This is a genomic window from Peribacillus sp., assembly GCF_059453735.1.
On sequence record NZ_JAZVJO010000151.1, the window covers coordinates 1 to 8,431 of the forward strand.

Here is an 8,431-nt window from a genome sequence, read left to right on the forward strand (position 1 = left end):
CTGCCAGCAAGCATGCAAATTCTTACGAGCAACGGCATTGTAGCCGGAAGCCTGACTGCGATAATATTAAATATCTTATTTAATATTATTCCAAGTACAAAACAGACTCAACTAACGGCGGTTCAAAAAGCCTCATAGAAAAAAAGAGTTGCAAATTGCTGCAACTCTTTTTATTTTCTGAATATCTTACATACAGAATCTATGAAAAGAGTTGAGTCCATATGAAAAAGAAGTATTGTCTGCACTGCCATGTGTTGCTAAAAAACGAGGAAGTATTCTGTATATGCGGCAGAAACACCTTCCAAGATATTGTTATCAATACACATAATCAACGCCCCTTAACGGAAAAGTAAGAGGTGCAAGTTATTTGAGCGGTTCAAAACATTTTTCTAGATCTTTATCGAGGATATAAACCTCAATCTGTTCTCCTGTTTTTGTACTAATATCTCGATGAGAGGACAGAACCTTACATTTTGTATATTGTTCCACGATTTTTTCATAATCCTGGGTGTACATTTCATGTAGAAGTGAACGCATTTGCTTAATTAATTTCTTTCCTGCATTACGGCTGGCAAGATGTTTTTCTTCAACAGTCAGAACACCTTTAAATCGGGTAATCAGCATATCGTTAATAATATACGTTTTTGCTTCCTGTGGTCCTCTCCCAATCAACTCACGCTGAAATTTGATAAAGGCAGCACTAATTTCAGCTTCAAGTTTTTTCTTAGAATTTAGCATAATCCCTCCACTAATTTTGGCTATTGCTGGAATTTATCATAATTGCTGCCTGACTTCTTGTCAATTGATTTTATAAAAATTTGGAAAAGATTGAAAAAGGAAGAATTAATGAGAAAACAAGTGATTTCATAAGGAAAATTGTTAAATATGAAGCTAAACTGTCTAATATGGATATATTTGGTTGATTTCCCTGGTTTACAAATGTTTCTAGTTAAGCGTAAAATAAGCGACATCATAACAATTTAATAAAGGCCAAATCTCAAAGATTTTGAGAACGGAGGACCCAGTATTTTGGGGTTAATTCTGCTTTTGCAGAAGGGATGTGAACTCTTTCGCCATCCTACCCGTCAGCTAACTTCGTCGGCTAAAGCGAAGGAGGTCATAAGACCACCTTATTTCAGGGGGCTTTTTTGTTGATTTCAGCAAAATGAGCAGCCTGTCCTTCTGTAGGTCTTTTTAGTATGCCTATATTGAAAAATTGTTCTTGGATGACTGAGCGTAAAGGAAGCCCTGCTTGCTGGACGTTAAGTAGACCAATGAGTACTTTTTCTCCAAATTAATGTTTGCTAATGCAAATCATTCTGTTTCTGTTGCAATGAAGTTTTTTCATTGTCGAAACATGGATCGATTTTTTGCATCGGCTGCATATCGGGGGATGAGTACGCATTGGTCTCTTTTTTATGGATTGGTAGTTTGACAGAGACAACACGGAAAGGAGGTGGTGAGGTTTTTTTAATCAACTAGTTGAAAGGAGAAGTTCAAATGGATGTTGTATCCGTGTTGCTAACAGCTGTTTCCTTTTCACTCTTTTTAGGCTTTATTCACTTTTGTCAAAATGTTATCGAAAAAGAGGGAGAGTAGAAAAATGGTTCTTTTAGTGATTGTTGGAGTGGTTATGTTGTATTTAGTTCATGCATTGCTTAACCCAGAAAAATATTAATCGTTACTAACGGAGGAAATGTAAATGGATTTTTTACAAATCGGTGTGGTGCTGGTATTGGTTCTTGTACTAGCGATACCAATGGCAAATTATTTCACGACTGTTTATTCCCTTGAAACGACGAAGCAAGATCGAATTTTTGGACCGATCGAACGGATTATTTATAAGCTGTCAGGTATACAAACAAGTGAAATGAGCTGGAAGAAATACGCAAAAGCCTTACTGTTTAGTAATCTCATCATGTTTATCATCTCGTACCTGATCATTCGCTTTCAAGGAGTGCTGCCTGGGAATCCTAGTAATATAGCAAATATGGATCCGATACTCGCCTTCAATACGGCTGCGAGTTTCCTTACGAACACGAACTTACAACACTATAGCGGAGAATCCGGTTTATCTTATTTATCACAGATGACAGTGATTATCTTTTTGATGTTTACGACACCAGCCACAGGGCTCGCCCTATGTATGGCTTTCTTTAGAGGATTAACAGGGCAAAAGAATATCGGAAACTTTTATGTTGATTTAGTTCGTTCCCTTACACGGGTACTGTTGCCGTTATCCATTCTTATAGGTTTGATTTTAGTTTCCCAAGGGGTACCACAAACGTTTAGTTCTACTGCTGCAGCGACGACGTTAGAGGGAGCTGCACAGAATATCGCGAGAGGACCTGTAGCTGCTTTAGAGTCAATCAAGCATTTAGGTACAAATGGCGGTGGATTTTTTGGTGTTAACTCGGCCCATCCATTTGAGAATCCTACAGGCTTCACTAACATACTAGAAATACTATCAATGTTTCTAATCCCTGCTGCACTGCCATTAACATTTGGTCGTATGGCAAAAAACAAAAAACAGGGTTGGATCCTTTTTACTGCGATGGGGTTACTATTTCTTGTCTTCCTGAGTGTGTCCTATTTTAGTGAATTAAATGGCAATCCGGCCTTAGAAACAATAGGTCTATCACAAGAAAATGGGAGTATGGAAGGGAAAGAGGTACGGTTTGGTATTGCACAATCTGCGCTTTTTACCGCAGTAACGACAGCTGTGACAACAGGGACAGTTAATACGATGCATGATACGCTGACCCCGCTCGGAGGATTGGTACCGCTCGCCCAAATGATGCTGAATTGTGTCTTTGGCGGTGATGGAGTAGGAACGGTCAATATTCTTATGTATACCATCATGGCTGTATTTATTGCTGGGCTGATGGTTGGCCGAACGCCAGAATTTTTAGGTAAAAAAATTGAGGCAAGAGAAATGAAATTAATAGCGATAGCAATCCTCCTGCACCCCTTAATCATTTTAGGACCGTCGGCGATTGCGTTAGCTACTGAAATGGGAACATCGGGTATTTCAAATTCCGGTTTTCATGGGATTTCTCAGGTGGTCTATGAGTTTACTTCGTCAGCGGCAAACAATGGTTCAGGGTTTGAAGGGTTAGGAGATAACACGCCTTTTTGGAATATTTCTACCGGCTTAGTGATGTTGTTCGGCCGTTACTTTTCGATGATTGCCATGATCGCAGTCGCTGGTTCTTTACTCACTAAGAAGCGTGTGCCAGAGACGATTGGAACACTTAAAACCGATAATAGCACGTTCCTAATCATCCTTTTAGCCACTGTATTAATAATAGGAGCATTGACTTTCTTTCCAGTACTTGCCCTTGGCCCAATTGCTGAGTGGCTGACAATTAGATAAATGTTGAAAAGGAGTATTCCAGATGAGTACAAAGAGTAAAGGGAACGTCACTAGTACGATCTTGCTTGAAGCAAGCAAAGATGCTTTCAAAAAATTAAATCCAAAGTTAATGGCACGTAATCCTGTCATGTTTGTCGTAGAAATAGGCTTTGTTATGACCTTGCTGCTGTCGATATTTCCATCATTATTCGGGGGGGATTCAGACAGAGGATATAATCTGGCTGTGAGTTTCATTTTAGTACTAACGATCCTGTTTGCTAACTTTGCCGAGGCGCTAGCTGAAGGACGTGGGAAAGCACAAGCAGATAGTCTGAAAAAAACGAAACAGGACACAAAAGCAAAGCTCATTCAAAAAGATGGTTCAATAAAAGTAGTGGATGCCGCAGACCTTCGTAAAGGCGATATTGTGCTAGTGGAAGCCAATGATTTCATACCAAGTGATGGAGATATTATTGAAGGCGTCGCTTCAGTAGATGAATCAGCCATTACTGGCGAGTCAGCCACGGTCATAAAAGAATCAGGAGGAGATTTCAGTTCTGTAACAGGCGGGACAAAAGTGATTAGTGACTACATTAAAGTGAAAGTCAGCAGTGATCCAGGTGAATCGTTCCTAGATCGGATGATTAGTTTAGTAGAAGGAGCTAAGAGACAAAAAACACCTAATGAAATTGCACTCAGCACGCTGCTTGTTGGGTTGACGCTTATCTTTCTGCTTGTTTGTACCACACTAGTACCAATTGCTTCTTATATAAATGTGAATTTACCGACTGCTACGTTAGTGGCGTTACTAGTTTGCTTGATTCCAACGACAATAGGCGGTCTTCTTTCTGCGATAGGAATTGCAGGGATGGACAGAGTGACACAATTTAATGTGATTGCAAAGTCTGGGAAAGCAGTAGAAGCGGCTGGTGATATTAATACAATTATTCTAGATAAAACTGGAACAATCACACTGGGTAACCGAATGGCTTTTTCGCTTTTGCCAGTTAAGGGAGTAACCCAGAAAGAGCTGAATACTTTTGCTGCTTATTCATCGATACATGATGAAACCCCAGAGGGCCGTTCAGTTGTTGATTTTGTTATAAAAGCTGGGACAGTCAAAGAGGAATTAATAAAAGAAGGATCGGAAGGAGTAGAATTCACAGCTGAGTCTAGAATGAGCGGGACAGACTTGGCAGATGGCACCCAAGTTAGAAAAGGTGCAGTTGATGCAATCAAGAAATATATCTTGCAGCAGGGAGGAAAAGTTCCGATTGATTTAGAAAACATTAGTGATGAAGTCGCGTCACTTGGTGGAACACCACTGGCTGTGGCAGAAGGAAAACGAATATTGGGTGTTATCTATTTGAAAGATACAGTGAAACCAGGCATGAAGGAACGTTTTAATGAATTAAGGAAAATGGGGATAAAGACAGTGATGTGTACCGGTGATAACCCATTAACAGCGGCAACGATTGCAAAAGAAGCAGGTGTTGATGATTATATAGCTGAAGCAAAGCCGGAAGACAAAATCAGGGTGATTAAGCGAGAACAAGCTGAAGGTAAGCTTGTCGCCATGACCGGTGATGGAACAAATGATGCACCAGCGCTGGCTCAAGCGGATGTAGGATTGGCCATGAATACGGGAACGCATGCAGCGAAGGAAGCGGCTAATATGGTTGATCTGGACTCAGACCCAACAAAGATCATTGAAATCGTAGCGATTGGGAAGCAGCTCCTGATGACACGAGGAGCTTTAACTACCTTTAGTATCGCGAATGACGTCGCTAAATACTTCGCGATTATTCCAGCCATGTTTATGGTTGCTATTCCAGAAATGAAAGCTCTCAACATTATGGGGCTGGACACGCCGCAAAGTGCCATATTAGCGGCTTTGATATTTAACGCATTGATTATTCCCCTATTAATTCCATTAGCAATGAAAGGGGTAAACTATGTTCCGATGAATGCCTCCAAATTGTTAACCAAGAATCTCTTTATTTATGGATTGGGTGGAGTAATCGTTCCTTTTATCGGAATCAAAGTGATTGACTTATTGCTTGTATTAGTTGGATTATCTTAATCTTATAAAAAGGTGTGGTATGCATGTTAAAAAGTATCCGTTTAGTTTTCGTTTTGCTCGTTATTTGCGGGTTAGCTTATCCGCTGCTGTTAACAGGGGTTTCCCAAGTAGTAATGCCTGCAAAAGCAGAGGGCAGTTTACTTAAAAATAATTCTGGAGAGATTATCGGCTCGGTGTTAATTGGTCAGTCTTTTACAGACCCTGGCTATTTCCATGGTCGTATTTCTTCTATTAATTATGATGCAGCTGGATCAGGTACGCCTAATTATTCTCCGTCGAATAAAGACATGATAGAACGAACAAAAAGTGATATGGCTAAATTTCTAGAGAAAAACCCAACAGTCAAAAAAGCAGAGATACCAGCCGATTTAGTCACTAATTCAGGTTCAGGACTTGACCCGAATATTTCACTTCAAGGAGCAAACATTCAGGTACCTCGAATAGCCAAAGAACGCGGGATATCAGAAGAACGTTTATATGACCTTATCAATACACATAAGGAAGGCCGCTCGCTAGGGTTATTTGGAGAACCCAGAATCAATGTATTAGAGATCAATATAGCATTAGATGAACTGTGAAAGAGTAGAGGAGAGTACTAGTTACTCTCCTCTTACCTCTGAACCGGTTTAGGAGGTATGATCATGTCCCAGAACTTTCGCCGAAAAACACCTGATGAAATTCTTCAATCGATATCTATGATCAAAAAAGGCAGACTCAAAATCATCCTTGGAGCGGTTAGCGGCTCTGGGAAAACCTATCATTTACTCCTTGAAGGAAATGAGCTGAAAAAACGCGGGATTGATGTGGCTGCAGGTGTAGTAAGTACACTCGGCAGCCCCAAAACATTAGAACAATTAGGCTGTCTAGAAGTTATTCCTTCTATTGAATGGGAGGATAATGGTCAGGTGAAACATGATTTAAATATGCAGGAAATTTACAAAAGAAATCCAGAAGTGCTGTTAGTTGACCAGTTAGCTCACAGCAATCGGCCATCAGCTGAAAACCGAACTAGATTAGAAGAAGTTAAAGAATTAATCAATAACAAGATTAGTGTGATTACCACCATCAATATCTACGAATTAAAAGGGGTTAAAGAAGTTGCCGAACGGTTAATGAAATGTCCAATTAATATTCATGAATTTGTTCCTGAAGATACATTGACGGTGGCTGATGAGGTTAGACTCTTGGATGTAACACCCGAAGCCATTTTAAAACGTCTTCTAGAAGGTAAGATTGAAGCAAGTCATCAACCAAATGAACAGGCTCAATTATACAATAAGGATAATCTAGCCGTTCTAAGGGAACTATCCTTACGATTCTTAGCAGGTGAAGTAGAAGAAGACTTGACGGAAATTCGAGAACAAGAAGGATTAGTTGGGCCCTCTGGAGCTACTGAACGGATCCTGGTATGCGTACAATATAATTGGAATGGTTCCCTTTTAATCAGGAGAGGGGATCAGATAGCAAAACGACTGGGCGGCGAATTATTAATTGCTTGCTTTATCGTAAAACAAAAGAATCTGACAAAAGAAGAAGAAATGTTTAAAAAATCAATGCAAAAGTTGATCCATAAATTAAAAGGAAAATTTGAAGAAGTTATAATCAGCAGGGAAGATATCGCTGATGAAATCGTGGAATATGCTATGCAGCATTATATTACCCGGATTACGCTCGGACAATCAAAAAGGACGAGATGGGAAGAAATCATTCGCGGCTCAATTATTAATCGCATTCTAAGAAAAACAAAACATATCGACATATGCATTGTCGCAGATCGTGCCCAAGAACACGGAGAAAGAGTGATTACGGCCATTCATTCGATTAAGGAGAAAAACTCCTACCGAAGATTGTCACCAGATGAAGTGAAAGAAAAAATACAAGATGTTAAAAGAGGAACCCTAAAAGTATATATTGGTGCGGCCCCGGGCGTTGGGAAAACCTATACGATGCTAAGGGAAGCCAATGAATTAAGAAAAAACGGAATTGATGTTGTCATTGGGTTTTTAGAAACACACGGTCGACATGAGACAGCTGAACAAGTCGGCAGCGTAGAGACGGTACCTAGGAAACAGGTGCGATATAAACAAGTTGTATTAGAGGAAATGGATGTAGCAGCCATATTAATACGTAATCCTGAAGTAGTCCTTGTGGATGAATTAGCACATACCAATGTTCCTGGAAGCAAAAATCAAAAAAGGTATCAGGATGTTTTAGACATCCTGCATGCAGGCATTTCGGTTATTTCTACCATGAATATCCAACATGTAGAAAGTTTAAATGACAGTGTAGAGCAAATTACAGGCGTACGAGTCAGAGAAACAGTCCCTGATATGGTTTTGCAGGGTGCTGATGAACTAGAACTAATTGATATTTCTCCCTATGCTCTTAGACAGAGAATGGCAGATGGGAATATCTATGCCATGGATAAAATAGAGCAGTCTCTCAGTCATTTTTTTAAAATACAAAATCTAATTGCTCTTCGTGAATTGGCGCTCCGAGAATTGGCAGATGAAGTAGATGAGCGATTAGAGTCTTTAGTAAGGAAAGAAGGGGTGAGAGGATTATGGAGGAAGGAAGAAGTCATTTTTGTCTGCGTAAATCTTAGGGCAGATTCAGAGCGCTTGATTAGAAGAGGGTTCCGGCTTGCTTATCGTCTTAAAGCGAAATGGTATGTGGTTTATGTCAAAGATCATCCGACTCTGTCAGAAGATGAGCAGCTCAATCTCCGCAAAATTAGAAGTCTTACTGAACGCTTAGGGGGAACGTTTGAACAATATACCAGTGCAAACCATCGTTTAATTATCCAAGAACTTACCCAACAATTAGTAGACAAACAAGCAACACAAGTTATTATCGGCCATTCAGCCCGGTCAAGGTGGCAGGAAATAAAGCAGGGTTCAATTGTCGCCCGGTTATTAAGAGAAACCAGACACCTCGATGTGTTAGTTGTAGCTGATTAACACAAAAAAACAAACGACATGTTCGTCGTTTAT

At 39.9% G+C, this 8,431-nt stretch carries 6 protein-coding genes and 1 riboswitch; of the genes, 5 read left to right on the top strand and 1 reads right to left on the bottom strand.

Annotation, left to right across the window (positions count from 1 at the left end):
- Positions 1–363 precede the first annotated feature (363 nt).
- Complete coding sequence (locus tag AC52RT_RS05170; RefSeq protein ID WP_340846198.1) at positions 364–738, bottom strand: Na-translocating system protein MpsC family protein; 375 nt, start codon at positions 736–738, stop codon at positions 364–366.
- A 240-nt stretch (positions 739–978) separates the two neighbouring features.
- Positions 979–1,119, top strand: a riboswitch (cyclic di-AMP (ydaO/yuaA leader).
- A 484-nt stretch (positions 1,120–1,603) separates the two neighbouring features.
- Here AC52RT_RS05170 and AC52RT_RS05175 point away from each other — a divergent pair.
- The 5 genes from AC52RT_RS05175 (at position 1,604) to AC52RT_RS05195 (ending at position 8,398) form a co-directional block, all read left to right on the top strand.
- Complete coding sequence (locus AC52RT_RS05175; protein WP_411838338.1) at positions 1,604–1,678, top strand: potassium-transporting ATPase subunit F; 75 nt, start codon at positions 1,604–1,606, stop codon at positions 1,676–1,678.
- 24 nt (positions 1,679–1,702) lie between these two features.
- Positions 1,703–3,376, top strand: a complete 1,674-nt coding sequence (gene kdpA, locus AC52RT_RS05180; protein WP_495539764.1) for a potassium-transporting ATPase subunit KdpA — start codon at positions 1,703–1,705, stop codon at positions 3,374–3,376.
- A gap of 22 nt (positions 3,377–3,398) precedes the next feature.
- The gene (kdpB, locus tag AC52RT_RS05185) at positions 3,399–5,438 is read left to right on the top strand and encodes a potassium-transporting ATPase subunit KdpB (protein WP_495539765.1); all 2,040 of its coding nucleotides are present in this window, start codon (positions 3,399–3,401) and stop codon (positions 5,436–5,438) included.
- Between the two features lie 23 nt (positions 5,439–5,461).
- Positions 5,462–6,016 carry a potassium-transporting ATPase subunit KdpC gene (kdpC, locus tag AC52RT_RS05190; protein WP_495539766.1) on the top strand — a complete coding sequence of 185 codons (555 nt, stop codon included), beginning with the start codon at positions 5,462–5,464 and terminating at the stop codon, positions 6,014–6,016.
- Positions 6,017–6,079: 63 nt separating this feature from the next.
- Positions 6,080–8,398, top strand: coding sequence for a universal stress protein (locus AC52RT_RS05195; protein ID WP_495539767.1), 2,319 nt, complete (start codon positions 6,080–6,082; stop codon positions 8,396–8,398).
- Positions 8,399–8,431 lie beyond the last annotated feature (33 nt).